This is a genomic window from Pseudomonas sp. GW822-FHT01E03, from assembly GCF_058802985.1.
In genome coordinates this window covers 274411-299292 of record NZ_JBXAOQ010000001.1, presented here as the reverse complement: position 1 = coordinate 299292, position 24882 = coordinate 274411, and the positions used below count along the sequence as shown (strand labels likewise).

25 protein-coding genes are annotated in these 24882 nt (G+C 62.1%); 12 read left to right on the top strand and 13 right to left on the bottom strand.

The genetic code is table 11. The annotated features are described in order from the left end of the window. Positions 1 to 96 precede the first annotated feature (96 nt). Positions 97 to 591, bottom strand: a complete 495-nt coding sequence (locus AC1RP7_RS01285; protein ID WP_057715061.1) for a GFA family protein — start codon at positions 589 to 591, stop codon at positions 97 to 99. Positions 592 to 1014: 423 nt separating this feature from the next. Between AC1RP7_RS01285 and AC1RP7_RS01280 the strand changes: the two genes are divergently transcribed. From AC1RP7_RS01280 to AC1RP7_RS01270, 3 genes are all read left to right on the top strand, one after another. Then, positions 1015 to 1899: a LysR substrate-binding domain-containing protein gene (locus tag AC1RP7_RS01280; RefSeq protein WP_090454991.1), complete on the top strand. Its 885-nt coding sequence runs from the start codon at positions 1015 to 1017 to the stop codon at positions 1897 to 1899. A gap of 100 nt (positions 1900 to 1999) precedes the next feature. Further along, positions 2000 to 3124, top strand: coding sequence for an agmatine deiminase (gene aguA / locus AC1RP7_RS01275; RefSeq protein ID WP_218498231.1), 1125 nt, complete (start codon positions 2000 to 2002; stop codon positions 3122 to 3124). Positions 3125 to 3126: 2 nt separating this feature from the next. Next, on the top strand, positions 3127 to 4224 hold the full coding sequence (locus AC1RP7_RS01270) for an extracellular solute-binding protein (RefSeq protein ID WP_218498230.1): 1098 nt from the start codon (positions 3127 to 3129) through the stop codon (positions 4222 to 4224). Positions 4225 to 4376: 152 nt separating this feature from the next. Here AC1RP7_RS01270 and AC1RP7_RS01265 read toward each other — a convergent pair whose 3' ends face one another. The 5 genes from AC1RP7_RS01265 to AC1RP7_RS01245 form a co-directional block, all read right to left on the bottom strand. Beyond that, positions 4377 to 4994 (bottom strand): DNA-3-methyladenine glycosylase family protein, encoded by a 618-nt coding sequence (locus AC1RP7_RS01265; protein ID WP_493180823.1) that lies wholly within the window; start codon positions 4992 to 4994, stop codon positions 4377 to 4379. Positions 4995 to 4998: 4 nt separating this feature from the next. After that, on the bottom strand, positions 4999 to 5811 hold the full coding sequence (locus AC1RP7_RS01260) for an isocitrate lyase/PEP mutase family protein (RefSeq protein WP_493180824.1): 813 nt from the start codon (positions 5809 to 5811) through the stop codon (positions 4999 to 5001). A gap of 35 nt (positions 5812 to 5846) precedes the next feature. Beyond that, positions 5847 to 6929 carry a bifunctional transcriptional activator/DNA repair enzyme AdaA gene (locus AC1RP7_RS01255; protein WP_057716615.1) on the bottom strand — a complete coding sequence of 361 codons (1083 nt, stop codon included), beginning with the start codon at positions 6927 to 6929 and terminating at the stop codon, positions 5847 to 5849. A gap of 189 nt (positions 6930 to 7118) precedes the next feature. Further along, complete coding sequence (locus tag AC1RP7_RS01250) at positions 7119 to 7739, bottom strand: LysE family translocator (protein WP_057715056.1); 621 nt, start codon at positions 7737 to 7739, stop codon at positions 7119 to 7121. Between the two features lie 91 nt (positions 7740 to 7830). Continuing rightward, entirely contained in the window at positions 7831 to 8727 is an 897-nt protein-coding gene (locus tag AC1RP7_RS01245; protein ID WP_057715055.1) for a DMT family transporter, read from the bottom strand. A gap of 89 nt (positions 8728 to 8816) precedes the next feature. Between AC1RP7_RS01245 and AC1RP7_RS01240 the strand changes: the two genes are divergently transcribed. Next, on the top strand, positions 8817 to 10148 hold the full coding sequence (locus AC1RP7_RS01240; protein WP_493180825.1) for an aminotransferase-like domain-containing protein: 1332 nt from the start codon (positions 8817 to 8819) through the stop codon (positions 10146 to 10148). Positions 10149 to 10239: 91 nt separating this feature from the next. Next, positions 10240 to 10827, top strand: coding sequence for a LysE family translocator (locus AC1RP7_RS01235; protein WP_493180826.1), 588 nt, complete (start codon positions 10240 to 10242; stop codon positions 10825 to 10827). 191 nt (positions 10828 to 11018) lie between these two features. On the opposite strand, the gene AC1RP7_RS01230 is transcribed toward AC1RP7_RS01235, so the two are convergent. The 5 genes from AC1RP7_RS01230 to AC1RP7_RS01210 all read right to left on the bottom strand — a co-directional run bounded on the left by AC1RP7_RS01230 (position 11019) and on the right by AC1RP7_RS01210 (position 16586). Continuing rightward, the gene (locus AC1RP7_RS01230; RefSeq protein ID WP_150814636.1) at positions 11019 to 11852 is read right to left on the bottom strand and encodes an AraC family transcriptional regulator; all 834 of its coding nucleotides are present in this window, start codon (positions 11850 to 11852) and stop codon (positions 11019 to 11021) included. A gap of 33 nt (positions 11853 to 11885) precedes the next feature. Then, positions 11886 to 12389, bottom strand: coding sequence for a VOC family protein (locus AC1RP7_RS01225; RefSeq protein WP_090455000.1), 504 nt, complete (start codon positions 12387 to 12389; stop codon positions 11886 to 11888). Between the two features lie 103 nt (positions 12390 to 12492). Further along, positions 12493 to 14982, bottom strand: a complete 2490-nt coding sequence (locus tag AC1RP7_RS01220; RefSeq protein ID WP_493180827.1) for a TonB-dependent siderophore receptor — start codon at positions 14980 to 14982, stop codon at positions 12493 to 12495. Positions 14983 to 15081: 99 nt separating this feature from the next. Next, positions 15082 to 16065 carry a FecR domain-containing protein gene (locus AC1RP7_RS01215; protein WP_493180828.1) on the bottom strand — a complete coding sequence of 328 codons (984 nt, stop codon included), beginning with the start codon at positions 16063 to 16065 and terminating at the stop codon, positions 15082 to 15084. Next, positions 16062 to 16586, bottom strand: coding sequence for a sigma-70 family RNA polymerase sigma factor (locus tag AC1RP7_RS01210; protein ID WP_150814632.1), 525 nt, complete (start codon positions 16584 to 16586; stop codon positions 16062 to 16064). Before AC1RP7_RS01210 ends, AC1RP7_RS01215 begins: the two co-directional genes overlap by 4 nt. Positions 16587 to 16877: 291 nt before the next feature. Between AC1RP7_RS01210 and AC1RP7_RS01205 the strand changes: the two genes are divergently transcribed. The 6 genes from AC1RP7_RS01205 to AC1RP7_RS01180 all read left to right on the top strand — a co-directional run bounded on the left by AC1RP7_RS01205 (position 16878) and on the right by AC1RP7_RS01180 (position 22399). Continuing rightward, a complete protein-coding gene (locus tag AC1RP7_RS01205; protein ID WP_493180829.1) occupies positions 16878 to 17126 on the top strand; it encodes a transmembrane sensor/regulator PpyR in 249 nt (82 codons plus the stop codon). Further along, positions 17126 to 18280 (top strand): NnrS family protein, encoded by a 1155-nt coding sequence (locus AC1RP7_RS01200; RefSeq protein WP_493180830.1) that lies wholly within the window; start codon positions 17126 to 17128, stop codon positions 18278 to 18280. Before AC1RP7_RS01205 ends, AC1RP7_RS01200 begins: the two co-directional genes overlap by 1 nt. Positions 18281 to 18510: 230 nt before the next feature. Then, positions 18511 to 18966 carry a (2Fe-2S)-binding protein gene (locus tag AC1RP7_RS01195; protein WP_057715045.1) on the top strand — a complete coding sequence of 152 codons (456 nt, stop codon included), beginning with the start codon at positions 18511 to 18513 and terminating at the stop codon, positions 18964 to 18966. 25 nt (positions 18967 to 18991) lie between these two features. After that, positions 18992 to 21160, top strand: a complete 2169-nt coding sequence (locus AC1RP7_RS01190; RefSeq protein WP_493180831.1) for a xanthine dehydrogenase family protein molybdopterin-binding subunit — start codon at positions 18992 to 18994, stop codon at positions 21158 to 21160. Between the two features lies 1 nt (position 21161). Continuing rightward, on the top strand, positions 21162 to 21743 hold the full coding sequence (locus tag AC1RP7_RS01185) for a hypothetical protein (protein WP_057715043.1): 582 nt from the start codon (positions 21162 to 21164) through the stop codon (positions 21741 to 21743). 74 nt (positions 21744 to 21817) lie between these two features. Further along, the gene (locus tag AC1RP7_RS01180; RefSeq protein ID WP_223502160.1) at positions 21818 to 22399 is read left to right on the top strand and encodes a GGDEF domain-containing protein; all 582 of its coding nucleotides are present in this window, start codon (positions 21818 to 21820) and stop codon (positions 22397 to 22399) included. 103 nt (positions 22400 to 22502) lie between these two features. Here the strand turns inward: AC1RP7_RS01180 and AC1RP7_RS01175 are convergent, their stop codons facing one another. Then, complete coding sequence (locus tag AC1RP7_RS01175; RefSeq protein WP_492624802.1) at positions 22503 to 22928, bottom strand: VOC family protein; 426 nt, start codon at positions 22926 to 22928, stop codon at positions 22503 to 22505. Between the two features lie 112 nt (positions 22929 to 23040). On the opposite strand from AC1RP7_RS01175, the gene AC1RP7_RS01170 reads away from it, so the two are divergent. Further along, positions 23041 to 23907: a LysR family transcriptional regulator gene (locus AC1RP7_RS01170; protein WP_493180832.1), complete on the top strand. Its 867-nt coding sequence runs from the start codon at positions 23041 to 23043 to the stop codon at positions 23905 to 23907. A 179-nt stretch (positions 23908 to 24086) separates the two neighbouring features. On the opposite strand, the gene fabI is transcribed toward AC1RP7_RS01170, so the two are convergent. Beyond that, the gene (fabI, locus tag AC1RP7_RS01165) at positions 24087 to 24881 is read right to left on the bottom strand and encodes an enoyl-ACP reductase FabI (protein ID WP_057715039.1); all 795 of its coding nucleotides are present in this window, start codon (positions 24879 to 24881) and stop codon (positions 24087 to 24089) included. Position 24882 lies beyond the last annotated feature (1 nt).

Genomic DNA, 24882 nt, shown 5'->3' with positions numbered 1-24882 from the left:
CCCTTTGCATCGAATCGATCGGTAGTTGAAGTGCTTCTGAGGGGTTGACCGAACGAAAAACGCAAAGGGGAACTGCCGTATGAAAAAAACTGATAATTATTCTCGGCAGACCAGGCCGAGACGCTCATGCCACTGGGCGATGGATTCCACGGGGTACAGATCGAACTGTTGATCCCCGGGCAGCGCCTGGACCTCCACCCACGGCGCTTTTGAACCGAGCATCAGATGCGTGTGCTCCGGCGGCACCGGCAGCGGCGTGTCGATGGCCGAGGCGAAGGGGTGAATCAACTCAGGCCACTCCGGGCTGAATAGCCACAGAGCCGTTGCGCAGACCGAGCAGAAATGCCGCTCGGCCGTGCTGCTGTGGGCGCGCTTGTCGTCTTGTTCCTTGAGCCGCGCATGGTAAATCGCGATGTGTTTGCGCCCGCGAACCTTGAGGCTGGCGGCATCGCCACCGAGGTTGATCGCATAGCCGCCACCGCCCTGTGTCTTGCGGCAGATCGAGCAGTAGCAACGCTGGTAAGGGTAGGGGTGGGCGCTGGTCAAACTGAACGACACCGCGCCGCAATGGCAGGAACCTTCGAGATGCATGGGAGCCTCCGGCTGACTTGAGCGTACCCTGAACAGCCTAGACCGTAAGGGCTACTCGACCGGCACCAGAATCGCGTCGCCGGTCGCCACCAGTTTCAGCGCGGGTGACTTCAAAGCCGGCCCAGCGGTTGAAGGCCGAGGTTGAGTTGATCTGTTTGAGTGTGTTGAGCATGGCGAATCCCTCCGGTTGAGGGTTCAACATGCGCCGGGTTCGGGGGCATGTCATCGTTGATCAGCCAGCGTGATAGGGCGGTGGATTTATGGTGAATATACTGGCCCCATCGCGAGCAAGCTCGCTCCCACATTTGGAATGCAATCCCCTGTGGGAGCGAGCTTGCTCGCGATGAACGATAACGCGGTCCCACTGGACGCCCACGAAAGGCCAAGTCAGCATGTCCCCCTCGAAACCGGGACATGACCCCCATGCGACGCTTACCCTCCCTGGCAGCCCTGCGAACCTTCGAATGCGCCGCCCGTCACGCCCATTTCGGTCGGGCGGCGGCCGAGTTGTGTGTCACCGACAGCGCGGTCAGCCACCAGATTCGCCAACTCGAAGAGCAACTCGGTGTGCCGCTGTTCGTGCGCGAGGGCCGGCAGATTCGCCCGACCCTGGCCGCCGGGCGCCTGATGCAAAGTTTGCAGCAGGCTTTCGAACTGATTGGCGATGCCTGCGATGAACTGCGCGACCCTTCATCCCTGGCGGTATTGCGTCTGGCGGTCACCGCCGAGCTGGCGCAAAAGTGGCTGATGAGTCGTCTCACGGATTTCTACGCGCGTTACCCACACATCACCTTGCATCTGTACGAACAGCCGATCGACGCCACGGCACCCGGGGAAGACATCGACCTGGCGATCACCTACGGCACCGGCCCGGTGGACAGCACCGCGTATTTCGTCCGGCCGCTGCCTGCGTTGCAGTTCTTCCCGGTGTGCAGCCCCGGCCTGTTCAACCAGGGCACCCTGAAAACCCCGAAGGACCTGGCCCGCCACTGTCTGCTGCACGACGACCAGGACGGCAAGACCTGGACCGCGTGGCTTACCAGCCATGCCGGTGACCAGCGCCCTGATCGTCAACTGTATTTCGCCCACGCCGGGCTGGCACTGGAGGCCGCGGCCCAAGGGCAGGGCGTGGCCATGGGCGACAACTTGACGGCCCAGGAAGATTTGCTCAGCGGGCGGCTGGTACGGCCGTTCACCTCGAGCATGACCGCGCTGGGCCAATATGCGCTGGTGTGCGAGCGGCTGCGGCTGGAGCGTCCGGCGGTGGCGCAAATGCTGGAATGGTTCAACGATCAGTTGCTCGATTGATGAGTTGAATTCAAGTATTCCGAAATAATCATCGTTGGCGAGCCAGTCGCTGTCGCCCTTAGCCTGTGGTCATTCCAATCCCCGCTGAAGAGGTTTGACCATGGCCCGTTTGCTCGACACCACTCCCAAACAGGACGGTTTCCGCCTGCCCGGCGAATTCGAAGCCAAGTCCGGTTGCTGGCTCGGCTGGCCGGAGCGTACCGACGTCTGGCGCAACGGTGCCAAGCCGGCGCAGAAAGTCTGGGTGCAGATCGTCACCGCCATTTCCATGAGCGAACCGGTCACCGTGTGCGCCTCGGCGGCACAGTTCGCCACCGCGCGCCGCCAGTTGCCGCCGCAAGTACGCGTGGTCGAAATGACCTGCAACGACACCTGGTTCCGCGACAGCGGCCCGTGTTTTGTGGTCAATGACCAGAGTGGCGAAGTGCGCGGCGTCGACTTCGAATTCAACGCCTACGGCGGCCTCGACGGCGGCTTGTACTATCCGTGGGACAAGGACGACCAGATCGCCGGCAAGATCCTCGAAATCGAACGCTTCGACCGCTATCGCGCACCGTTGATCGCCGAACTGGGCGGTATCCAGAGCGACGGCCAGGGCAGCATCCTGACCACTGAGCAATGCCTGCTCAACCGCAATCGCAACCAGCACCTGGGCAAGGACGAAGTCACCCGCCGCCTGACCGATTACCTCGGCGCCGAGCAGGTGATCTGGCTGCCACGGGGCTGCAAGTTCGATGAAACCGACGGCCACGTCGACGACCTCGCGTGCTTCGTGCGCCCCGGTGAAGTGGTGCTGCAATGGACCGACAACCGCGACGACCCGCAGTGGGAAATCTATCAGGAGGCCTACGACATCCTGCGCAGCACCCGCGACAGTCGTGGCCGCGAGTTGATCGTGCACAAGCTGCCGCAGCCGGATGTGCTGGAGTGGACCGCCGAAGAAGCCGAAGGCCTGGACCGGCAGGACAGCACCCATACCCGCCAGGCCGGGACGAAAATCTGCGCGTCGTACATCAACTACTACGCCGGTAACAGCTCCATCGTGGTGCCGCTGTTTGGTGATCGCAACGACAAAGTGGCGCTGGCGACCCTGGCCGAGCTGTTCCCGCAACACAGCATCGTCGGCATCGAAAACTCCCGGGAAATCCTCCTCGGTGGCGGCAACGTCGCGTGCATCACCATGCCGCAGTACGCCGTCACCGCCTCCAACAAAAGGGGAGCGTGATCGTGGGCCTGCACAAACTGACTCAAGCAATACTGCTGGTGCTTGCACCCCTGTGTGTGCAGGCTGCCGACACCGCCAAACCGGTGGTCAACCTGTACATCTGGGGCGAGTACCTGGCCCCGGACACCTTGAAGAATTTTGAAGCGAAAACCGGCATCCATGTGGTGGTCGACCACTTCGACTCCCTGGAAACCGTCGAGACCAAGCTGCTCACCGGCCGCAGTGGCTACGATCTGGTGCTGACGGCGGGGCAGCATCTGTCCCGGGCCATCGAGAGTGGCGCGGTGCAGACGGTCGACAAGCAGCAACTGCCGCACTTTGCCGGCGTCGGCGAGGAGTTCCGCCAGCACATGGCGGTGTTCGATCCGGGCAACCGCTATGCCGGGATCTACGCCTGGGGAACCACGGGTGTGGGGTATCAGGAACAGGCTGTCAAACAGCGCCTGCCCGACGCGCCGACCGACAGTTGGGCGATGCTGTTCGATCCGGCCGTGGTCTCGAAATTCGCCGATTGCGGGGTCAGCTTGCTCAACGATCCCAACGAAGTGTTTGCGGCGGTCATGAAGTACATGGGCCTGGACATCAACCGCCAGAACCTCGATGACCTGAAGTTGGCCGAGCAGCAACTGGCGAAGATTCGTCCGTACATCCGCTACTTCGACAACGACCTGAACATCAGCGACCTGGCCAACGGCAACACCTGCGTGGCGATGTCGTGGAACGGCAACGTGGCCATCGCGGCGGGCCAGGCCGAGGCGGCGGGCAAGCCGTATTCGCTGAAATACCGGATTCCGAAGGAGGGCACGTTGATCTGGTTCGATGCCATGGTCATTCCCAAGGACGCGCCGCATCCGCAGGCCGGCCTGGCGTTGATGGATTACCTGATGACCCCGCAAGTGATCGCGCCGATCACCGACACCATCCACTACGCCAATGCGATTACGGCGGCGGACGGCTTGATCGACCCGGCGATTCGCAACGATCCGGGGACGTATCCGCCGGCCGCGGTCCGGGCTTCGCTGTACAGCAAGAATGACAATGGCAAGGCGTTCAACCGGGCGTTGATCAGGGCGTTCAGTCGGTTGAAGTCGGGGTTGTGACTGGTTTTGGATGATGTGGTGTCGCTACTGACGCCATCGTCGGATCGCCGCCCGGAGCAAGCTCGCTCCCACAGGTTTTGTGTCTGCCAAAGATTTTATGTACACAGAGTCCATGTGGGAGCGAGCTTGCTCGCGATGAACGATAACGCGGTCTACCGGCCAGGCACCCGCCACAAATACCAGGAGGCCACCGTCCGATAAGGACTCCACCCCAACCCGATCTCGATCATCTGCTTGCGTGTCGGCTGCACCTCCAGGCCCTTGAGTCGCCTATAGCCCTCACGCACGCCAAAGTCATCGGCCGGCAGGATATCCTGCCGCTCCAGGCTGTAGATCAGCAGCATCTCCACGGTCCAGCGGCCCACGCCGCGCAACGTGATCAGGCGCTCGATCAGTGCTTCATCGTCCATGGCCAACGCCGTGGCGTAATCGGGCACCACGCCGTCCAGCGACGCCTGGGCGATACCCTGAATGGTCGCGATCTTGCTCGCGGAAAATCCGCAACTGCGCAGTCGGTCGAAATCCGTGGCGACGATCTGCTCAGGCCTGGGAAACGCACCCGAACCGAACAGTGCCAGCAGCCGGCCGACAATCGCATCACCGGCCTTGGCGTGCAGTTGCTGATAAGCAATCGCCCGCACCAGCGACTCATAGGGATCACGGGCCGCGTGCGGCTGGTGCAGGCACGGGCCGACGGCGTCGATGTGGCGGCGCCAGTCGTCATCGATGGCCGCCAGGAACGCACTGGCCGCCTGATAGCCGTCAGCCATGGGCTCAGGCTTTCCCAGACGGTTTCAAGAGGGCGTTCACTTCGCCATAGGTAAGGGCCTTCAGGTCGTGGGTATCGAACTTGCCGGTTTGCAGAAAGCTTTTGGCAATGCCGGCCATGGCACCGTAGAGGAATTCGGCGATGCCTGAACCTGCGGACAGGCGGCGCACACCAAGTTCTGTGAGCACTTCGGGCGACGGCAGGCCCGGGAAGCCAAGCACATTCAGCGGCAGCGAGGTGCCGTGGCACAGCGCCTTGATCTCGTACTCCGCGGTAACGCCCGCCGCAAACAGGCCATTGGCACCGGCCGCCTGATACAGCTTGGCGCGCTCGAGGGTTTCGGCGACGCGATCTTCGGCAGGCACCAGACCCCGAAGATAAACATCGGTGCGCGCATTGATGAACAGGTTCACGTTACGTCGATCGGCCACCTGGCGCGCGGTTTCAATCTTGCGTACCAGTAATTCCGGCGGCGAGGAGCCGTCCTCGATATTGATTCCGACAGCGCCGGCGGCAATCACGGCGTCAACCACTTTTGCCACCCGTTCCAGGTCATCGGAGTAACCGGCTTCGATGTCCACGGTCAGTGGCACCGAAATGACCCGGGCAATCGACTCGACCGTCGAGACCAGGCGCTCAAGGGGCAGGGTGTTGCCGTCCGGATAGCCATGTACCCAGGCCACCGCCGCACTGCTGGTGGCGACGGCCTTGTTGCCCAGTTGCTCCACCAGCCGCGCACCGGCGGCATCGGCGACGTTGGTGAGGATCAGCAAACCCTCGTGATGCAGTTGGTGCAGTTGATTGTCGAGCCTGTCCATCGAGTTTCCTTCCTTATGAAAAAACTGTGGGGGGATCAGAACGCCAGCTGCTCCGTGAGCTGCACCGCTGCGTTTTCCAGCCTGAGCAGAAACGCCTTGCGCGGCTGGCCTCCAGCGTAGCCGGTCAACGAGCCGTCGGCGCCGATCACCCGGTGGCAGGGCACGACAATCGATAAGCGGTTATGCCCGTTGGCCAGGCCCACCGCCCGGCTGGCACCGGGCTTGCCCAGAATCGCCGCAATGGCGCCGTAGGTGGTGGTCCGGCCGTAAGGGATCTTCGCCAGTTCAGCCCAGACCCTGCGGGAAAACTCGCTACCGGGCATGTGCAAGGCCACGCTGAACTCAGTGAGCGTACCGGCGAAATACGCGGACAACTGCTCTTCGATCTGCTGCAAATGCGCGTTGTGCCCCGGTGCCACGGCATAACCGAAACGGTTTTGCAGCGCCTGGACCGAAGGGTTCAGCGAGGCCTGATCGAGAAACTCCAGCAGCACCAGCCCACGCCGTTCGGCCATGGCGATCATCGGCCCCAGGGGGGTGGTCAGGCGCGTGAACAGCAGCGGCTCGCTGTTGGCCGCCCGGCCCGGGGTGATGTGAAAGGATTTTTGAAAGGCATCGCGAAAACCGCTCAGGGACTCGTAGCCGGAATCGAAGGCGACGTCATCGATGGAGTCGCCCTGTTTGATCCCGCCCAGCGCCATGCCCAGGCGCCGGGTGCGCAGCCAGGCGTGGAAGGTCATGCCGAAGTGCTGCTTGAACCAGCGACGCAGTTTCAGTGGTTCGATGCCTTCAGCCAGTAGCCGGGCGTCGGTCCAGCGCTGTTCCGGGTCGGCGTCTACCGACTTGAACAGTTTCTGCACCCAGTCCGGCGCGCTGGCGGCGGTGTCCAGCGGTTTGCAGCGCTTGCAGGCGCGATAGCCCGCCGCCAGGCATTGTTCGGCGCTGGCAAAGAACTCGACGTTCTCAGGCTTCGGGCTGCGGGCGGTGCAACCGGGACGGCAGAAGATGCCTGTGGTCTTGACCGCCGTGAAAAACACCCCCTCGTAGGAGGTGTCTCGTTCGAGCATGGCGCGAACCATCTCGGCACGGGGCGGTAGAAGCGTTTTTTGTAGGTTCATGGGCCCAGCATAGATCGCGTCATGGGCGACCTCCACCGGAAAATCGACAGCGAATTTCGCTCCTTTGAACACTGCGAGTCAATGTGGGAGCGAGCTTGCTCGCGATGGCGGTGTATCAGGCAGCATCAATGTTGAATGTGAGACAGCAATCGCGAGCAAGCCCGCTCCCACATGGGAAAAATATCTACTTCAGGCGCGTCTGGCCATCAGAAGTACCGAAGCCGCCGCCGACAGCAACCCGGCGCAGCAGCGGTTGAACATCCGCTTGCCCGATGGCCTGGCGAACCAGCGGCGCATGTGCAGGCCCATGTAGGCGTAAGCGCCGATGGCGACCCATTCCAGCACCAGAAACAGCGCGCCCAACACCACGAACTGCGGCGCAATGGCGTGGGTCGAGTCGACGAATTGCGGCAGGAACGCGGTGAAAATCAGGATGGCCTTGGGGTTGCCGGCCGCGACCAGGAATTCCTGCCGGGCCAGCGCCAGCGTGCCCACGGGCGCTGAGGTGACCACGTTTTCCACACCCGGATCTGCGCGCCACAATTGCCAGGCGAGGTAGAACAGGTAAGCCGCGCCGAGGATCTTGATGGCGTAGAACAGCAGCTCGGAGGTTTGCAACACCACCGCCAGCCCCGCCGAGGCCAGGGCAATCATCCCGGCGAATGCCAACAACCGGCCGATACCGGCCACGCACGCGGTGCGGTAGCCATAGCGGGTCGAATTGCTGACCGACAACAGGTTGTTGGGGCCTGGCGCCATGTTGAGGGCAAAACAGGCCGGCAGAAACAGGGTGAGGGTGGCGAGGTCCATGGTGGGCTCCTGTAGCAAGAGCGCTATTTTTATCACGGCTCACCCTTGGCCAGACCCATACAGTGATGGGCGCAAACCACCGTACACGGGGTTATTTCGCGAACTTTTTCGCCCCGGCGACGCAGAGGATCACGGCGACGGTGACACCCAGCATGCCGAGGCTGACATGCTCATGCAGCAGGGTGGCGGCCAGGGTCAGCCCGAAAAACGGCTGAAGCAGCTGCAATTGCCCGACGGCGGCGATGCCCCCTTGGGCCAGGCCGCGATACCAGAACACGAATCCGATCAGCATGCTGAACAGCGAGACGTAAGCCAGGCTGAACCAGGCCGGCGTGCTGATGCCGGTGAACGAAGCCGGCATGCGCATCCAGCTGAGCACGGCCACGACCGGCAGCGACAGCACCAGCGCCCAGCTAATCACCTGCCAGCCACCGAGGGTGCGCGACAGTTTCGCGCCTTCGGCATAACCCAGGCCGCAGGCGAGGATGGCCAGCAGCATCAAGATGTCGCCTTGGGGGGAGGCGGTCAGCCCTTGGGACAGGGCAAACCCGACCACCAGCAGGCTGCCCAGCACCGAGAAAATCCAGAACGCCGCCCTTGGCCGCTCGCCGCCGCGCAGAACGCCAAACACCGCTGTTGCCAGGGGTAACAGGCCGACGAAGACAATGGAGTGCGCGGAAGTCACGTATTGCAGCGCCAGCGCGGTCAACAGGGGAAAGCCGATGACCACGCCCAGGGCGACGATCATCAACGGAATCAGTTGCTGGCGCGCCGGGCGTTTTTCCTTGAATAACCACAGCAGGCACAACGCCAGGACCGCCGCGATGGTCGCGCGCGCAACCGTCAGGAACACGGGGTCAAACTCCAGCACCGCCACCCGTGTCGCCGGTAGCGAGCCGCTGAAGATCACCACGCCGATCAGGCCGTTGATCCAGCCGCTGGTGCTGTTTTCCAGCGTCCGGGGTTGCAGGTTCGAGGTCCGTTCCATTTGGCTCACGCTCATTGTCTGATTGCACGAAACTCATCCTATGAGTGACTATCGATACAATCAAAAAATTGTCATGGATACATCTCGACATGCCTCGATCCCGCTACAAGACCCTGGTAGATGCCTTTGCCGCCGACATCCGCTCCGGGCATCTGCCGCCCGGCACGCGCCTGCCGACTCACCGGCAACTGGCAACCGAGCACGGTCTGGCGCTGGTCACCGCCAGCCGGGTGTATGCCGAGCTGGAGGGTATGGGCCTGGTCAGCGGCGAAACCGGACGCGGGACCTTTGTCAGGGAGACCTCGCTGCCGCCGGGGCAGGGCATCTCGCAGCACGTGGTGGCGGCGGGGATGATCGACCTGAATTTCAACTACCCGTCATTGCCCGGTCAGGCCGACCTGTTGCGCACTGCCTTGCGTCAACTGGCGTTATCCGGGGACCTTGAATCCCTCCTGCGCTATCAGCCTCACGCGGGACGCCTGCACGAGCGGGCCTCGGTCGCGCGCCATCTGCTTGATCGGGGGCTGAACGTGCCGGCTGAACAGGTGTTGATCGTCAGCGGCGCCCAGCATGGCCTGGCGGTGGCGATGATGTCGCTGCTCAAGCCTGGTGATGTGATCGCCGCCGATGCGCTGACCTATCCCGGTTTCAAGACGCTGGCCGAAACCCTGCATCTGGAAGTCTTGCCCATTCCGGTCACGGATACCGGGCCTGATCTGCCTGCCCTGGAAAAACTCTGTCGCAGCCGATCGGTACGGGCGCTGTACTCGATGCCGACCCTGCACAACCCTTTGGGCTGGGTGATGGACCTGGATCAGCGCGAGCAGTTGGTGGCGATTGCGCGCCGGCATGACCTGACGATCATCGAGGACGCCGCCTACGCGTTCCTGGCTGAAAACGTACCGCCACCGTTGGCCGAGCTGGCGCCGGAGAGGACGGTGTACGTGTCCGGTCTGTCGAAGAATGTCGCCACCGGGCTGCGCGTTGGCTTCATCGCCGCACCGGCGCAATGGGTCGCCGCCTTCGAGCGCACGATCATGGCGACCACCTGGAACACTCCCGGCGTTGTGACCGCCATCGCCACGGCCTGGCTCGACGATGGCACCGTCAGCCAACTGGAATCGCAAAAACGTGCAGACGCCCGGACCCGGCAAGCCCTGGCCCGCGAGATGCTGGCAGGGCTCAGGACCATCAGTCACCCCAATTCCTACTTCATCTGGCTGCCGTTGGCGGAGGACGCCCGGGCCGACCAGATCGCCATGGCACTGATGCGCGAGCAGGTGTCGGTGTCGCCGGCCGAGCCTTTTGCGATTTCGGCCCACGTGCCGCACGCGATACGCCTGGCGTTGGGTTCGGTGGACATGGACTCGTTGCGCACTGCCTTGAGCAAAGTGAAAAGCATCGTCAGCTATTACTCATAGCGAGGCCGGGCAGGGTAGTTTTCTTCAATACGCGAACCGGTGGGCTCTTTACCTTGAGGGCCTTGTTCAACTCGATGGAAGAAGGTGTGCAATGAGTCTGATGATGTCCATGGCAGCGTTTGCGCTGGTCGCGTCCATCACGCCGGGGCCGGTCAACATTGTGGCGTTGAGTTCCGGCGCGCGGTTTGGCTTCCGGGCCAGCCAGCGTCACGTGGTCGGGGCCACCCTGGGGTTTGTTTTGCTGTTGGTGCTGATGGGGCTTGGCCTGCATGAGTTGTTGCAACGATGGCCGGCACTGACGCAGGGGGTGCAATGGGCAGGCGTGGCGTTTCTGTTGTACATGGCCTTCAAGCTGGCGGCCGACAATGGGCAGGTGCAAGCCAGCGAATCGGCGCAGGCGCCGTCGATGCTGTATGGCGCCATCATGCAATGGCTCAACCCGAAAGCCTGGCTGGCCTGCGTGGCCGGCATGGGCGCGTTTGTCGCCGATGGCGAGGCACGCCTGGTTTGGCAATTCGCCGCGATCTACCTGGTGATCTGCTATGCGTCGGTCGGCTGCTGGGCGTATGCCGGGACATTTCTGCGCGGCTTTTTGCACAACCCGGCCGGCATGCGCCTGTTCAATCGCGCCATGGCGCTGCTGCTGGTGGTGAGCGCGGTGTACCTGTTGCTGCCGTAACGGCAGTCACTGCAGGTTTTGTGGCGAGCACTTTGTGGCGAGGGGGCTTGCCCCCGTTCGGCGGCGCAGCCGTCGTAAATCCTGCATGCAATGTATGTCTGAAAGAACGTCGGGGGCCGCTTCGCAGCCCAACGGGGGCAAGCCCCCTCGCCACAGGGGAGAGTCAGGCTCAAGAGCATCTTTGTGTTGCCTCAGCCCCGATACTGCCCCGGTGTCGCTGCCAGGTGCTGTTTGAATGCCCGTTGAAAATGCGCCTGATCGGCGAACCCCGCTTCCAGTGCCACGTCTGCAATCAGTTTGCCGCTGCGCAATTGATCCTGGGCGAACTGGATGCGCCGGTTCACCAGGAACGCGTGGGGCGTCATGCCGTAATGCTGTTTGAAGGCGCGGATCAGGTAGGACGGTGACAGTTGCGCCGCCTCGCATATGTCTTCGAGCCTGAGGGTTTGCGTGCAGTGGTCGCGGATGTAATCGGCAGCACGCTCCAGCTTGAAATTGGGTTCGCGCAGTGGCTGATCGACCGGGTTGAACCGGAGCTGAACCTCGGTAAAGAACTCCACGGCCACGCTGTGTTTGCGCAGCACGTCTTGCTGTGGATCGACCAGTACCTCATACAAGCCCGCGAGGCCGGCAAACAGGTTGGCGTCCCGGGTATGGGTTACTGAAAAGCGGCGAAACGCCGCGTCATCGCTGAACCCGAGCTGATGCTGCAAATCGGTCAGCCACGGCGTATCGACGTACAGCATCAGGTACGACCAGGGTTGGTCTTCGATCGGGTTGCAGGCGTGGACGTCGCCGGGGTTCATCAGCACGACAGTGCCGACGCTGACCTCGAACGCCGACTGCTCATGGAGATAGGTGCTGCGCCCGGCGGTGATCGCCCCGATGGAAAAGTGCTCGTGGGCGTGCCGTGTGTAGCAGACTTCACGCCCGTCGGCGATGGCGCGGGCTTCGATGAAGGGCAGGGCGTCATCGCGCCAGAAGCGCGGGGCCTTGTCGGCGTTCTTGGCAACGGCGTGCTTCATGCTCGCTCCTCGGCAGGTCAGTGCCCGAGTGTATTAGCTCTCGCCGTCAAAGGCTCGTTGCAGTTCGGCGATATCGAGTTTTTTCATCTGCATCATCGCCTGCATGGCTCGTTGGGATTTTTTCGTGTCGGGGTCTTTGATCATGTCCATCATCGCAACGGGGACGATCTGCCACGACAGCCCGAACTTGTCCTTGAGCCAGCCGCATTGCTGGGCCTCGGGCGCGCCGCCGGCCGACAGGCGGCCCCAGTAATGGTCGACTTCTTCCTGGCTCTGGCAATTGACCTGAAACGAAACCGCTTCACTGAACGTGAACATCGGCCCGCCGTTGAGACCGGTGAAGCTCTGCCCGTCGAGTTCGAAGCTGACGGTCATGACCGAACCTTCGGGCCGGCCGTGGAATTCGAATCCGGCGTGGCCGTAATGGGTGATGGCGGTGATTTTCGAATGGTCGAAGATCGAGCAATAGAACTTTGCCGCCTCTTCGGCCTGATTGTCGAACCACAGGCAGGGCGTCAGTTTTTGAACACGTTGCATGGCGGGCACTCCTCGGCAGGTTATGCATGCTGGATTACAGCGTAGCCAGCCTGAGTTCGTTCGGCAGTACCGTAGATCGCCAAACACCCGTTTCAGGCCACGATCAGAACGCCCATCGGGTGGTCAGTTGTACGGCGCGCGGTTCGCCATAAAACCCGGTGCCAAAGTTGCCAAGACCGGTGTAGTAGGTTTTATCGAACAGGTTCTTCACGTTCAGTGTGGTGCTCAGGTGCTCGTTGAAGCGATAGCGCGCCATCGCGTCCACCAGGGCGTAACCGGGCTGGGTGATCGTCGTGTACTGACCGAAGTTCACCGTATCGGCGGGGTCGGGACGGAACACATTGCCAAAGAATTCGCTTTGCCAGTTCACGCCTGCACCGACGGTGAGCCTGTCCCAGGGTCCAGGCAGGCGGTAGGTGCTGAATACTCGCACCACTTGTTCCGGTGCAGTGGTTTGCAGCACCGAACCGTAGACGTAATCACCCTTGGCATCGCGGGTGTGGTTATAGGTGTAGCCGGCCGACAGGTTCCAGCCGTCCCGCAACTCGCCGGCCAGTTCGATCTCGAAGCCTTTGGTGGTGGCGCCCTGGACGGCGCGGTACACCGACTCGGTATCAACGCCGCTGACATACTCGGCGATGTTGTCCTGTTCGATGCGGTACAGGGCGAACCTGGTGTTCAGGCGCCCATCGAAGTATTCAGCCTTGATGCCCGCTTCAAGACTTTTGCCTTGTACCGGATCGAGCAGTCGCCGGTTGGCGTCCTTGCTCATTTGCGGCTGATAGATGCTGGTGTAACTGGTGTACACCGACCAGATGTCGTCGAAATCATAGACAAGCCCGGCATAAGGCGTGACGACACCGCTCTGGCGATAGCTGTCGCGCAGGTCGGCGGTGTGTGGGTCGCTGTAATCCAGGTCGTCGTGCCCCGAGAAGTCGCTGACACGCGTGCCGAGGATCAGCGCCAGGTCATCGACGGGCTTGAGCCGGGTGGCCAGGTAGGCACCGGTCTGGCGCTGGACAATGTCGTTGGTGCCCACCCGTGGGATCCCGGGTTTCGCAAACTCGCCGCGCCAGTCGAAGATGCTGCCGTCCATTGGCGGGTACACCGAACCGTACACCGGGATGTCCTGGCGCGTGTTCATTGACATGAAACCGACGATCAGTTCGTGATCGCCACCCCATAGGGTGAATGGACCGGTCAGGTTGACGTCGATGTTGTCCTGAACCTGATCGCCCTCGAACTTGCCCATGTACATGAACATGCCGTTACCGCTGACCGGGTCCGGGTTGCCGCCACTGGCGGAGGCGAGGAAGGTATCGTGCTGGCGGTGTTTGCGGTCGTAACTGACCTTGAGTGCCCAATCGTTGACCAGTTGCTGCTGCACTGAGGCGAACACCGTCTGGTTGGTGAAGTCGCGACGGCTCCAGTCGGTGGCCGGGTTGAAGGAACGGGAGAAGTCGGTGCGCGAGCCGTCGCTGTAGTACATCGGGAAACCGGTCCAGCTGGCGCCCCGGGAACGGGTGTCTTGCTGGTCGATACCGACGGTGACAAGGGTGTCCGGGGTCAAGTCGGCTTCGACAATGCCGTAGGCGATGTCCTTGGTGTTGCGGTAGTGATCGGCGTAGGCGCTGCGGTCCTGGTGGACCCCGACCAGACGCCCGCGGACATTTGCGCTGGCGCTCAGCGGGCCGGAAATATCGCCTTCGCTGCGATAGTTGTCCCAGGAGCCGACGGTGCCGGTGACCGAGGCTTTCAACACCGGGGTCGGGCGCTTGCGAATCAGATTGACGGTTGCCGAGGGATCACCCGCCCCGGTCATCAGGCCGGTCGCGCCTTTGATGATCTCAACGCGGTCGTAGGGTGCCATGTCAGTGCTCGAGGTGCCGTAGTCGTAGACACCGTCGTAGTCGGTATTGACGCCGTCGTACTGGAAATTGGTGATCGGCAAGCCACGACTGGAAAATTCCCAGCGTTCGCTGTCGTAGTTTTGCACGCTGATGCCAGGAGTGCGGCGCAGGACATCGACGATGCTGGTGGCCCCCTGGTCGTCCATGAGTTGGCGGGTGATGACCGTGACCGATTGCGGCGTTTCGCGCAGGGACAGCGCCAAGCCAGTGGCTGAAGACGTCGAGCTGACGGTGTAGGCGCGGGAGTCTTCGCTGATCGTCCCGGGTGCCTGCCCGGAAATGTTCGTCGCACCCAGTTCCAGTGCCTCTTGTGTCACGGCTGTGGCTTGCAGCACGTAGCTGCCGGTGCCCTGGCGTTGCGCTTGCAGGCCACTGCCTTGCAGCAGTCGTTGCAACGCTTGCTGCTGGCTGTAGACACCGTCAAGACCAGGGCTGCGTTTGCCGGCCGCGAGGTCATTGTGTCCGGCGAGAAAAATCCCGGCCTGTTCGGCAAAGCGGTTGAGGACGCTCACCAGCGATCCGGCAGCGATGGTGTAATGGCGTGCCTGGCTGCCGGGTTGTTCGCTGTTGACGAGGGGGGCGGCTTGAGTTCGCGACACGTCCAGGCCCGGCAAGACAACCGCCAGAGCCAGCATCAGCGGATGCAAGGCGAAGCGGGTGCGGGTAACGGTGGCGCGCGGCATGGGGTTCCCGGGAGTCGGATCAATCGGCAATCGAGGTGCTTGAAGGGTTAACCGGACGAAAAAGGCAAAAGGGAACCGGCGCGACAGAAAAAATCTTCATCAGGCTTTTGGGCCGACGTTGACCCACCAGTCCAGCGGCTTCTGCACCCGTACCGGCAATGCCGCTTCCAGCAGGCGCAAAGCCTGATCGGTGTCCTTGAGCGGGAACGAACCCATGACCGACAGCCCGGCCACCGCCGGGTCGCAGCCCAGATGCCCGTGACGGTATTGGCTCAGCTCCTGGAGCAATTGGCCCAACGGCAGGTTGTCTGCCAGCAGCAGGCCACGGCGCCAGGCTTCACGAGTCGCCGTGGCGGCGGTCGGTGTCGGAATGTGGTTTTCGCTGAATGCCACTTGGCGTCCCGTTTCCACCACCTGAACCTGGCCTTGGGCAGTCCGGACTTCGACGGCGCCTTCGTAGACGTTGAGCACTGTCCGCCGATCCTCCTGGCGCACACTGAAGTGCGTGCCCAGCGCGCGCATCCGGCCTTGGGCGGTGTGCACCAGCAGCGGGCGGTGGCTGTCTTTGGCGGTGTCGATCAACACCTCCCCAAGCCGCAACAGCAGCAGTCGTTGTGTGCTGTCGAACCGAACATTCAGCGCGCTCAACGCATTGAGCCAGATCTGGCTGCCATCGCTGAGCCGGGTTTCGCGGGTTTCGCCGGTGCCGGTGGAGAGGTCGGCGCGCCAGCGAACCAGGGTGGGCGCCAGGGCGGTTTCCTCCCAGGCACTCCACCCAAGCAAACCTCCCGACACCAGAACCAGCAGACCCTTCACGGTGTGGCGGCGACTGATGGCGGCACGTTCGGTGTTGCGCAGTACATGGCTGACCGCTTGCGGATGATCGTTCTGCAAGGCGGCAAAGCGCTGGCCAACCCGCTCGACATAATGCCAGGCAGCCTGATGCTCGCTACTTTGCGTCAGCCAGGCTTGCCAGTGCTGGCGGTCTTGTTCCCCGGCCTGTTGGTCGTTGAGTTGGACATACCATTGCGCAGCTTGTTCGAGACTGGCATGGCTGATGGCGTTCGATGCGGTCTGTGTCATTGAATCAGCAGGCCATCGAGTTCTGCTTCGAGCATGGCGCAATGCATCAATGCCTGGGCCAGGTACTTCTTCACCATGCGCTCACACACGCCGATTTCTTCGGCGATGGCGCGGTAGGGCAACCCCTGCAACTGGGCCAACACGAACGCATCACGGACCCGTTGGGGCAAGCGTTGCAACATGGCGTCCACTTCATACAGGGTTTCGACGATGATCGCCCGCTGCTCTGGCGAAGGGTGAACGGCTTGGGGCTGCGCCGCGAGGGTGTCCAGCCAGGCCTGTTCAAGTTGCCGACGACGCCAGTGATCGATACACAAGCCTCGGGCGATGGTCGCCAGATACGAACGTTCGTGGGTTTCGCCGTCGAACACCTGAGGGCGCTTGAGCACACGGATGAAGGTGTCATGGGCCAGGTCGGCAGCATCAAACGCGTTGTTCAGACGCCGGCGCAGCAACGCGTGCAACCAGCGGTGATGCGTGGCGTAGAGGGTCTGGACGCAGGAGGAATCGGCAACCGTCATCGTGAGCGCATGTCCATGGGCGGTTCGCGTCCTTGTGTAAATAAGAATTGATCGCGATTAAAGCAAATGGCCCATGTCTGTGCAAATGATATTGGTTTGCTTTTAGGTTGATTGAACCGTGTCTGGAGGACATTGTTGTCGTAATGACTCTTTATGTTGTCATAAGGACAATATCTGGGTTGAGTCAAATTGACTTCGTTGATCTGGAGGTGCCGGTTTACAAGGGGTCATGAGCTGGCACGGAACATGAAGCATCAAACGTACAACTGAGCGGCTACAGGCGTACGGAAAATGTCCCATTTCTTCAGCAACCCTCAAAACGTTCTGCATCTCTCCAGTCGTGTACTCGGCGTTGGCCTGGTCATGTTTTTCGCCGGAGTCTACGGCGCCTATCTCTACGCAGGCCACCTGTCGATTGGCGCCCTGGTGTCGATGCACGCCATGACCATCCTCGGCCCGACCCTGCTGAAAATCGGCTATGTCATGCGGCTGCTGTCGCAGTACGGGCTGAGCCAAACTTCGGCCAGAGTGGTGGCGTGATGCGTGGAATCGCTGCTGCACCTGTTTTCTCCCTCGGCTTTCGCCCGTTTTTTCTGGCGGGTGCCGGGTTCGCGGCCATCGCGGTGGCGGTCTGGGCGTTGTGGTTGTACGGTCGACTCCCCGGCGCACAACCAATGGGGGGCATGCTCGCCTGGCATCGCCATGAAATGCCGTTCGGTTTTACCGCGGCCATCATTGCCGGGTTTCTGTTGACGGCGGTACCCAACTGGACCGGCCGGCCAGGGCTCAATGGGTGGCCGCTGATCGGGCTGGTGCTGGTATGGCTGATCGCTCGGCTGGCCTGGTTGATGCCGATGCCCGCCATCCTGTTGCTGGCCTTGCAAGTGCCCTTTCTGCCGCTGCTGGCGTGTGTGCTGGGACGGGATTTGATCGCCGCCGGCAAGCGGGAAAATTATCCGGTTTTACTGATGGTCACGTTGTTGGCAGGCTGTCAGGCGCTGACGTTGCTGGGTATTTTCAATGAAGACGTGAATCTGCAGCGGCATGGCGTGCTGGCCGCTTTGTGGCTGGTGGGCGCGCTGATGAGCGTGATCGGCGGGCGGGTGATTCCGTTCTTCATCCAGCGCGGCTTGAACCGTCCCGCAACGCCTGCGGCTCATCCGTTGCCGGGCAAGGTGTTGCTGATCAGCGCGATGCTGGCGGCGGTGTCTTTTGCCGCCGGTTTGAATGACGCCCCACGTGTGTGGCTGGCGCTGCTGTTTGCGTTGATCAGCGGTTTGCATCTGCTGCGATTGTGGCGCTGGCATGATCGCGGTCTGTGGCGCGTGCCGCTGCTGTGGTCGCTGTACCTGGCTTACACCTGGCTCGCGGTGGCGACGCTGGCCATGGCGCTGTGGCACCTGGGCTGGATGCCGCAGCAAAGCCTGGCCACCCATTCGCTGGCCGTCGGCGGCATCGGCGGGTTGGTTCTGGCGATGATCGCGCGGGTCAGCCTGGGGCACACCGGGCGCTTGTTGCAGCCGTCAAAGGCGATCGTTGCGGGGTTTACCCTGTTGTTGCTGGCGGGTGTGTCACGGGTGTTGCTGGTGCCTTATTCTGGGTGGGGATTGGGAATGTCGGCGCTGCTTTGGTGTATGGCATTCGGGCTGTTTCTGTCGCGTTACACCGGTATTTTGTTCAGGCCGAGGGTGTAGGAGCGAAGCTTGCTCGCGACGGACGTCAACGATAACGCGCCCTGTCTGAATGACCGCGTTGTACTGACGTTTTTCGCGAGCAAGCTCGCTCCTACAGGTGACCGGTGGTCGATGCGCCTCGGCCTGCCGGCAAATTTGCGCTTAGCTGAAGGGTAACCCGAGGCGCGCGCAGGTTTTACAAGGCCGCAGCGACGCCCCTTCAGATCACCCTGAGTCTGAGGAACCGCGCCATGCTGACCCTGAACATCAATGGCCAGGATCAGGAGCTGGATGTCCCCGCCGACATGCCGCTGCTCTGGGTCTTGCGCGATGTCGCCCACCTCACCGGCACCAAATTCGGCTGCGGCATCGCCCAATGCGGGGCCTGCACCGTGCACGTCGATGGCGCACCGCTGCGCTCGTGCATCACACCGGCCACGGCCGTGGCCCATGGGCAAAAGATTCTCACCATCGAAGGCCTTTCCGCGGATGGTTCGCACCCGGTCCAACAGGCCTGGGCGGAACTTGACGTGGTCCAGTGTGGCTATTGTCAGTCCGGGCAGATCATGTCGGCGGCCGCATTGCTGGCGAAAATTCCGAAACCGACCGACAGCGACATCGATCAGGCGCTGTCCGGGAACATCTGCCGTTGCGGCACTTACCCGAGGATCCGCGCGGCGGTCAAGCGCGCCGCCGAGCTGGGTTGAGGCCGGGTTGAAGGGAGCTTGCGCCATGAACAGCATCAACGCGTTATCGCGTCGTGGTTTTCTCAAGGGCAGTGCCATGCTGGGCGGCGGGCTGGTGGTCGCGTTTGCCATGCCCGGTGCCCACCGTTTCGCCATGGGCGCGGAAAACCAGGGTAACGTGTTTGCGCCCAATGCCTTCCTGCGTATTGGCAACGACAACAGTGTCACCGTATTGCTGGGGCACTCGGAAATGGGCCAGGGCATCTGGACCGGCCTGACCATGCTGATCGCCGAAGAACTGGACGCCGACTGGACGAAAATCCGCGTCGAGCATGCACCGGCTTCGGCCGCCGATTACGGCCTGCCTGGTTTTGGCGGGATGCAAATCACCGGCGGTTCGACCTCGACCTGGATGGAGTTCGACCGCTATCGCCAGGCCGGCGCGGCGGCGCGCTTGATGTTGATCGACGCAGCGGCCAAGCGTTTCAACGTCGCGCCGTCCGAGATTCATACCGAATCGGGGGTGGTCATGGCCGGTGAGCACCGTGCCACCTACGGCGAACTGGCCGATGAGGCTGGGCAATTGCCACGGCCAGACCCGGCCTCGATCAAACTCAAGGACGCAAAGGACTGGAAGCTGATCGGCAAACCCACCCAACGTCTGGACACTCCGGAAAAAATCACCGGCCGGGCGAAGTTCGGCATGGACGTGCAGTTTGACGGGCTGATGACTGCGATGGTCGCCCGTTCGCCCACCTTCGGCGGTAGCGTCAAATCCTTTGAAGGCGCCGAAGCGCTGGCGATTCCGGGTGTGCACAAAGTGGTGCAAGTGCCGACCGGCATCGCGGTGATTGCCGATCATTTTTGGGCGGCGAAGCTGGGGCGCGATGCGCTGAAAATCGAGTGGAATCCGGGGCCGAACGCCGGGCTCGACAGCCAGGCGTTGCTGGAGAACTTCCGCAAACTCGCCACCACCCCCGGCCTGAACGCAGGCCAGGCGGGGGATACCCAGGCTGCGCTGGCGAAAGCGGCCAAGAAAATCGACGTTGAATACAGCGTGCCTTACCTGGCACACGCGCCGATGGAGCCACTGAACTGCACGGTGAGCATCACCAAGGACAAATGCGAAATCTGGACTGGCACCCAGTTCCAGACCCTGGACCAAATGGTCGCCGGGAAAATCACCGGGCTCAAACCCGAACAGGTGGTGATCCATACCGAGTTTCTCGGTGGCGGCTTTGGGCGCCGGGCCAATCCGACGTCGGATTTCGTCAGCGAAGCGGTGTATGTCGCCAAGGCTGCCGGTGCACCGGTGAAAACCGTGTGGGCGCGGGAGGACGACATCCGCGGCGGCTATTACCGCTCGGCGTTCCTGCACCATGCGCGTATCGGGCTCGGCGCTGACGGCCTGCCACTGGCCTGGAAGCATGTGATGGTCGGCCAGTCGATCATGGCCGGGACCTCGCTTGAAGCGAGCATGGTCAAGGACGGGATCGACAAGACCTCCGTCGAAGGCGTGGCGGACAGCCCCTACCTCGAAGGGTTGGCCAATCACCAGATTGAACTGCATTCACCGCAGACCGGCATCAGCGTGTTGTGGCTGCGTTCGGTGGGGCACACCCACACCGCGTTTGTCATGGAGTCGCTGATCGATGAACTGGCCACGGCGGCCGGCAAGGATCCGGTGGAATATCGGCGCACCTTGCTCAAGGACCATCCGCGCCATCTGGGTGTGCTGAACCTCGCGGTGGAGAAGGCCAACTGGACGGCGCCACTGCCGGACGGCCATGCCCTGGGTGTGGCGGTGCATGAGTCGTTCGGCAGCTACGTGGCCCAGGTGGCCGAGGTGTCCCAGGAGAACCTCGCCATCCGCGTGCACCGGGTGGTGTGCGCGGTGGATTGCGGCATTGCGGTCAACCCGCAGAGCATCGCCGCGCAGATGGAATCGTGTATTACCTTTGGCCTCAGCTTCGCCTTGCACAGCAAGCTGACACTCAAGGACGGGCAGGTGGTGCAGTCCAACTATCACGACTATCGGGTGCTGCGGCTCAACGAAATGCCGCTGGTCGAAGTGCATATCGTGCCCAGCAGCGACAAACCCGGTGGTATCGGCGAAGCCGGTGTGCCACCCATGGCGCCAGCGGTGGCCAACGCGGTGTTTGCCCTGACCGGGCAGCGCCTGCGGGAGCTGCCCTTGCAGCTGGCGGGGGTGTGAGATGAAACGACATCACTGGTTGCTTGGGGCGGTGATCCTGGTCTGTCTCATCGCCTACGCATCGCACGTGTTCGCCGATGACCGCGAGGCCTTGCAGGCGTTCGACACCGTGCAGAAGGTCTTCCAGAGCCCCCGTTGCCAGAACTGCCATATTCCTGGGGATTCGCCGCTGCAATTCGATGCCGGCGTGCCCCACGCCATGAATGTCGTGCGTGGCATGGACGGCAAGGGTTCGGCCGGGTTGCCCTGTGCAACCTGCCATGCGCAAAGCAATCCGCCGGCCAGTTACGGCCCCCACGCACCACCGGGTGCGCCGCACTGGAGTTTGCCACCGGCCGCGCACCGCATGGCCTGGATCGGCCTGCCAGCCGACCGGCTGTGCGCGATGATCAAGGATCGCTCCAGCAACGGCGATCGGGATTTTGCCGCGCTGATCAAGCACGTCAGCGACGACAAGCTGGTGCTGTGGGGCTGGAACCCCGGCGGCAATCGCGCGCCGGTGCCGGTGCCCCACGATACTTTCGTCGCCCAGTTCAAGCGCTGGGCCGATGCGGGAGGACCGTGCCCGGTGGCAGGTAGCTGACCAGCGGCACGCTTACAGGGAGTCAATGTGGGTACGGGCGACTCTAACGTACATACCCGCCAAGGGAGTGAACGATGTTGATCTCAGGCAAAACAGGTAAACCGGGCCAATCAGCCAACCCGTTGCTCACGCCACAGCAAGAACGTGAACGGTTGCGCGAACTGGCTCGCCAGGCCGAACAAGAACTGGCAGGGGTGCAGATGGCGAGCATGGACGAGCTGACGCTGCTGTCCAATCGCCATGGTTTCACCGCATTGGCCCAACTCGGGCTGGACGCCTGCCGACAACTGGAGACGCCGGCGACACTGCTGTACCTCAGCCTCGATGAATTCAAGCTCATCTGCTATCTGTATGGCCGGGCCAAAGGTGACGATGCGCTCAAGACGTTCGCCGATGTCCTGCGTATCGGCTTTCGTGAAAACGATGTGGTCGGCCGACTCGACGGCGACCGGTTCGTGGCGCTGCTGACCGGGTCCAGTGCCGTTGAGATTGAGGCGATCAAGGTGCGACTCAATGAGATACTCGATGAGCGCAACGCCACGGCGCATCGCAGTTATGACATTCGGTTCAGCGTTACCCAGGTCGAATACAACCCCGCTGTTCATGACTCAATCGAGGAACTGCTGGAGGAGGCCGAGCGTGTGATGAGCCGTTAGGGCGGTGTTGTATTAGCGGACCTCTTCGCGAGCAGGATTTATGGACGCCACAAATCCACTGTGGGAGCGAGCTTGCTCGCGATGGCGTCCTGACAGGCAACGCCTACTTGGCAAACAGTTGTCCAATATCCTTGAACGCCTTGAACTCCAGCGCATTCCCGCAAGGATCAAACAGAAACATCGTCGCCTGTTCACCCACCAGCCCCTGAAATCGAATCCCCGGTTCGATCACGAAGCGTGTCTCCAGCGACTTCAACCGCTCGGCCAGCGCCTCCCACTCGGCCATCCCGAGTACCACGCCAAAATGCGGCACCGGCACATCGTGACCATCCACGGCATTGGTGTGCGCGGCTTCTTGCGTGGGGTTTTTCGGCGCCAGGTGAATCACCAGTTGATGGCCGAAAAAATTGAAGTCCACCCAATGCTCGCTGGAACGACCTTCCTCCAGGCCAAACACTGAACCATAGAAATGTCGGGCGGCCGGCAAGTCGTAGACCGGAATGGCCAGGTGAAAAGGGGACAGTTGCATCAGGCGAACCTCGGTGTGGGTGGGAATGTGTCGAGTTTAGCCCTGTGCTTTTTGATTGAAAGACGATAATTTTTGCATCGAGCTCAAATTATTTCGATCAATCGAGGCCGCCATGCTGCGCGAACTGAAAACCTTTATCGCGGTGGCGCGTTACGGCACGTTCGCGGCAGCGGGCATGCACATCGGCCTGACGCAATCGGCGGTCAGCGCGCAGATTCGCAACCTGGAACAAGCCCTTGGCATCCGTCTGTTCGACCGCACCGGCCGCCAGGCGCTGCTCAACGCGGCGGGGCAACGTGCGTTGCCGATGGCCAGGGAAATGCTCGAGACCTTCAGCCGCATGGCCGTCAGCGACGATGTCAGCGAGTACCGTGGCGAACTGAGAATCGGCGCAGTGGCGACTGCTCAGACCGGGCTGCTGCCCCAGGCGCTGGTGCGCTTGCGCCAACAGGCGCCCTTGCTGGAGCCCAAGCTGGTGCCCGGTGTGTCACTGAATCTGCTGAGTCAGGTCGACACGGGAGAAGTGGACCTGGCGATCCTGATCAAGCCGCCGTTTGAGTTGCCCAAGGAATTGTCTGCGCAGGTCATTCGCCGGGAACCGTTCGTGCTGATCGTACCGGCGGACCTGGGCGGCGATGATCCGCTGCAACTGCTCGCCGAGCACCCTCATGTGCGCTACGACCGCAATTCGTTTGGCGGGCGGCTGGTGACGCGGTTTCTGCGCGAACGGCAGATCGAGGTGCACGTGGCTCTGGAGCTGGATGAACTGGAGGCCATTGTCAAAATGGTCGAGTGTGGGTTGGGGGTTTCGTTGTTGCCGGAGGCGGGGCTGTGGCTGGAGCATGGGGCGGGGGTGCGGATCGTCCCGCTGGGCGAACTGACCTTCCATCGGGAGATCGTGCTGTTGCAGCGCTATAGCCAGCGGATGCAGCCGATTCAGCAGTTGTTTGCCAAATGCCTGACGCCGATAGCTGACTGAACATGATCCCCTGTGGGAGCGAGCTTGCTCGCGATATCGGACTGACATTCACCATTGATGTCGACTGACAGGCCGTAATCGCGAGCAAGCTCGCTCCCACGGGGGGGGCTGTGTTTGTCCGGGAAATCGCAGGCATAAAAAACCCGCCAAAAGCGGCGGGTTTTTTGGCTGAGCGAAGATTACTCTTCGATGCTGCCCATGGCCGTGGTGTTGAAGCCACCGTCCACGTACATGATTTCACCGCTGATGCCGGACGCCAGGTCCGAGCACAGGAAGGCGCCGGCGTTGCCGACTTCTTCGATGGTGACGTTGCGGCGCAGCGGGGTTTGCGCTTCGTTGGCGGCCAGCATCTTGCGGAAGTTCTTGATGCCGGAAGCGGCGAGGGTACGGATGGGGCCTGCCGATACACAGTTGACGCGAGTACCGTCCGGGCCCAGGGAGCCGGCCAGGTAACGTACGCCGGCTTCCAGGGAAGCCTTGGCCATGCCCATGACGTTGTAGTTCGGCATGGTGCGCTCGGCGCCCAGGTACGACAGGGTCAGCAGGCTGCCGTTGCGGCCTTTCATCATTTCGCGGCCAGCCTTGGCCAGGGCCACGAAGCTGTAGGCGCTGATGTCGTGGGAGATGCGGAAACCTTCGCGGGTGGTGGCTTCGGTGAAGTCGCCGTCCAGTTGGTCGCCCGGGGCGAAGCCGACGGAGTGCACGATGCAGTCCAGGCCGTCCCACTTCTTGCTCAGCTCTTCGAAGACCTTGGCGATTTCTTCATCGCTGGCCACGTCGCACGGGAAGCACAGCTCAGGGCTCGAACCCCAGCCTTGTGCGAACTCTTCGACACGACCCTTGAGTTTGTCGTTCTGATAAGTGAAGGCAAGCTCAGCGCCCTCGCGATGCATGGCGGCAGCGATGCCGGATGCGATGGACAGCTTGCTGGCGACACCGACGATCAGTACGCGCTTACCGGCGAGAAAACCCATG

Excerpts from the sequence above, each read along its gene's own strand:
- AC1RP7_RS01285 (WP_057715061.1), bottom strand. The coding sequence starts at position 591 with ATGCATCTCGAAGGTTCCTGCCATTGCGGCGCGGTGTCGTTCAGTTTG.
- AC1RP7_RS01280 (WP_090454991.1), top strand. The coding sequence starts at position 1,015 with ATGCGACGCTTACCCTCCCTGGCAGCCCTGCGAACCTTCGAATGCGCC.
- aguA (WP_218498231.1), top strand. The coding sequence starts at position 2,000 with ATGGCCCGTTTGCTCGACACCACTCCCAAACAGGACGGTTTCCGCCTG.
- AC1RP7_RS01265 (WP_493180823.1), bottom strand. The coding sequence starts at position 4,994 with ATGGCTGACGGCTATCAGGCGGCCAGTGCGTTCCTGGCGGCCATCGAT.
- AC1RP7_RS01260 (WP_493180824.1), bottom strand. The coding sequence starts at position 5,811 with ATGGACAGGCTCGACAATCAACTGCACCAACTGCATCACGAGGGTTTG.
- AC1RP7_RS01255 (WP_057716615.1), bottom strand. The coding sequence starts at position 6,929 with ATGAACCTACAAAAAACGCTTCTACCGCCCCGTGCCGAGATGGTTCGC.
- AC1RP7_RS01250 (WP_057715056.1), bottom strand. The coding sequence starts at position 7,739 with ATGGACCTCGCCACCCTCACCCTGTTTCTGCCGGCCTGTTTTGCCCTC.
- AC1RP7_RS01245 (WP_057715055.1), bottom strand. The coding sequence starts at position 8,727 with ATGGAACGGACCTCGAACCTGCAACCCCGGACGCTGGAAAACAGCACC.
- AC1RP7_RS01240 (WP_493180825.1), top strand. The coding sequence starts at position 8,817 with ATGCCTCGATCCCGCTACAAGACCCTGGTAGATGCCTTTGCCGCCGAC.
- AC1RP7_RS01235 (WP_493180826.1), top strand. The coding sequence starts at position 10,240 with ATGAGTCTGATGATGTCCATGGCAGCGTTTGCGCTGGTCGCGTCCATC.
- AC1RP7_RS01230 (WP_150814636.1), bottom strand. The coding sequence starts at position 11,852 with ATGAAGCACGCCGTTGCCAAGAACGCCGACAAGGCCCCGCGCTTCTGG.
- AC1RP7_RS01225 (WP_090455000.1), bottom strand. The coding sequence starts at position 12,389 with ATGCAACGTGTTCAAAAACTGACGCCCTGCCTGTGGTTCGACAATCAG.
- AC1RP7_RS01220 (WP_493180827.1), bottom strand. The coding sequence starts at position 14,982 with ATGCCGCGCGCCACCGTTACCCGCACCCGCTTCGCCTTGCATCCGCTG.
- AC1RP7_RS01215 (WP_493180828.1), bottom strand. The coding sequence starts at position 16,065 with ATGACACAGACCGCATCGAACGCCATCAGCCATGCCAGTCTCGAACAA.
- AC1RP7_RS01210 (WP_150814632.1), bottom strand. The coding sequence starts at position 16,586 with ATGACGGTTGCCGATTCCTCCTGCGTCCAGACCCTCTACGCCACGCAT.
- AC1RP7_RS01205 (WP_493180829.1), top strand. The coding sequence starts at position 16,878 with ATGTCCCATTTCTTCAGCAACCCTCAAAACGTTCTGCATCTCTCCAGT.
- AC1RP7_RS01200 (WP_493180830.1), top strand. The coding sequence starts at position 17,126 with ATGCGTGGAATCGCTGCTGCACCTGTTTTCTCCCTCGGCTTTCGCCCG.
- AC1RP7_RS01195 (WP_057715045.1), top strand. The coding sequence starts at position 18,511 with ATGCTGACCCTGAACATCAATGGCCAGGATCAGGAGCTGGATGTCCCC.
- AC1RP7_RS01190 (WP_493180831.1), top strand. The coding sequence starts at position 18,992 with ATGAACAGCATCAACGCGTTATCGCGTCGTGGTTTTCTCAAGGGCAGT.
- AC1RP7_RS01185 (WP_057715043.1), top strand. The coding sequence starts at position 21,162 with ATGAAACGACATCACTGGTTGCTTGGGGCGGTGATCCTGGTCTGTCTC.
- AC1RP7_RS01180 (WP_223502160.1), top strand. The coding sequence starts at position 21,818 with ATGTTGATCTCAGGCAAAACAGGTAAACCGGGCCAATCAGCCAACCCG.
- AC1RP7_RS01175 (WP_492624802.1), bottom strand. The coding sequence starts at position 22,928 with ATGCAACTGTCCCCTTTTCACCTGGCCATTCCGGTCTACGACTTGCCG.
- AC1RP7_RS01170 (WP_493180832.1), top strand. The coding sequence starts at position 23,041 with ATGCTGCGCGAACTGAAAACCTTTATCGCGGTGGCGCGTTACGGCACG.
- fabI (WP_057715039.1), bottom strand. The coding sequence starts at position 24,881 with ATGGGTTTTCTCGCCGGTAAGCGCGTACTGATCGTCGGTGTCGCCAGC.